Genomic DNA, 2328 nt, shown 5'->3' with positions numbered 1-2328 from the left:
GTAGCAAATAACTGGTCAGCGGTATAAACCTCAGCATTGGTTAGGGTATTCAACAGGGTAGATTTGCCGGCATTTGTATAACCAACGACCGCCACTGTCGGAACGTCCTGTTGCTGACGCCGCTGCCTTAACCTTGACCGATGAGCCTGTAATTGGTTTACTTCTTGTTGAAGTCGGGTAATTCGACGCTGAATGGAGCGGCGTTCGGTTTCCAGTTTGGTTTCACCCGGACCACGAGTACCAATACCACCCCCTAACCGGGACATCGCCTGACCCCGACCAGTAAGGCGAGGCAACATATATTCTAGTTGTGCCAGTTCCACCTGCAATTTACCAGCACGGGATTGAGCTCGTTGGGCGAAAATATCGAGAATCACTTCAGTACGGTCTACAACCCGAACACCAATTTGGGATTCTAGGTTGCGAGCTTGTGCTGGTGATAGGTCGCGGTCAAATACTACCAGATTAGCGGCTAGAGTTTGGGTAGTCAGGGCAATTTCCTCTACCTTACCGCTACCAACTACTGTTTGGGGATGGGGATGCGATCGCTTTTGCTGGATTACCCCTAATACTTCTCCACCAGCGGTTTCCACCAACCGCCCAATTTCTGCTAAGCCATCTTCAAATCGCTCTGGGCTGATTTTTTCAGTCATTAATCCTATAATCAGCACCCTATCTTGGTCAACATCGACTTGCTGAGCCACAAATTGCCTTCGAAACTCAGCTTCTAGCTCTTCGACCAATTCCTGGAAATCCTGCTTGGTCAGAATATCCAGACTCATGGGTGATGATACACTCCAATTTAGGAGTTGAGAGTCTACCTGATTGTTTCCTTCTGAGTTACTAGGAGGGAGTAAATGTGCGAGATAGGTTTCTTTGATATAACCTGTTGCTCCACCACCCCGCCTTATCATACCTGAGCCAGTAATCGTAAGTACCACCAATGCATCCAATCGCTGAATTGCCATAGCCGTGAGGGTAGATTCTCTGGGGATTTCTGATTTGAGCTGAGTGGCGATACAGCGAATCCCGCACAATCGTTCAGCACCGTAACGGGGCAATTCCAGGGGAGGAATTTTGGTCTGAGTAGGGGTACCTACAGCCACACGAATCACTTGTCCCCGGCGATTGATGTAGGTGCATAGGGGCTGTTGAATGTCTGTGCTAATGGCTGCAACACGTTGAGCAAACTCCGGCGTAGTCAAGTTATCGCTGGGTAAGCGTTGGTGATACAGCCGTTTTAGTTGCTTGAGCTGGCTAGGCTTAAGACCTTGAAGATTACCGTAGATAGTATCGATAGGCGCTACTGACCAGTAACCTGGTTTCCAAGACTACTTTATCTATTTTAAGACTTACCCAGTGAAACCAAAAATCCGGCTTTTGCCATGGTATAGGGTTATGGGGTGGGTGACCGGTTAACCGGGTGTGGCGAGCAAGGGGTGACAACAAAGCGTTAGGCAACATCAATTACCCACCAAGACCCTTAAAACCAGGTTTCTGGTGATAAATCAAAGCTCCTTGCTTGCATGGCTTTTACCTTTTAGATCAAATCGGGATAATTGCCCACATTTACGATATCCAGAACATTATCTTTCTTCCCCTGCACCCGAAGCTCCCCTGCACCCGAAGCTCCCCTCACCAGGAAGTAGGTTATTCAACCGGATTTGATATTATTGTGCCCTAGCCTACCTGTAAAACTAATACCGATTCACCAGCCCGAATCAAGGTTTTACCGATTGGCACCACCGCTAGACCATTGGTATAAGCAAGATTAATCAAATTACCAGAACTATGACTACCGCTGGCCAGATGAAATTCGTGGTTACCAGCTGCATCTAAACACAGTTGTCCCCACAGATAAGTTTCCCGGCCTCCACCGGCATGTAAGTCATTACATGCGATCGCTTTGACAAAAACTGGTTTGGAGACTTCCTCCGGTAAACCAGATAGTTTTAACAGTGCTGGTTTAACAAACCGCCAACAACTGACTAGTGCTGAAACGGGATTCCCAGGTAGACCAAAGTACAGTACTGGACGTTTTAAACACGAGGGAGTACTAGAAAGGTCACTGTCTTCTGGGGAATTAGGCAAGGGGGAGGTAAAAGTAGCAACAGTTAGGGGTTTACCGGGTTTAACCGCAACGGAGTGGATGTGAATCTCTGCTCCGAGCTGGGCTAAGATTTTGTCTACATAGTCATAATCCCCCACTGATACACCGCCAGTAGATAGAACCATATCTGCTTCGGATATAGCGTTTGCGATCGCATTTTTTAGATCGTCTGGCTGATCGCGCACAATCCCCATAGGTATGGGTACTCCCCCCAAGAG

The 2328-nt window shown here is 47.9% G+C and carries 2 protein-coding genes; both read right to left on the bottom strand.

Annotated features, from left to right (window positions below; genetic code table 11):
* The coding region (gene hflX, locus F6K37_RS10540; RefSeq protein WP_287249999.1) for a GTPase HflX at positions 1-1298 on the bottom strand (1298 nt) is incomplete at its 3' end.
* Positions 1299-1680: 382 nt separating this feature from the next.
* On the bottom strand, positions 1681-2328 hold a 648-nt coding region (locus F6K37_RS10535), incomplete at its 5' end, for a molybdopterin-binding protein (protein WP_287249997.1).

Origin of the sequence: Moorena sp. SIO4E2 (genome assembly GCF_010671945.1) — a bacterium.
Lineage (GTDB): Bacteria > Cyanobacteriota > Cyanobacteriia > Cyanobacteriales > Coleofasciculaceae > Moorena > Moorena producens.
The sequence above is the reverse complement of the archived record's forward strand: the minus strand, read 5'-3'. Positions and strand labels throughout refer to the sequence as shown.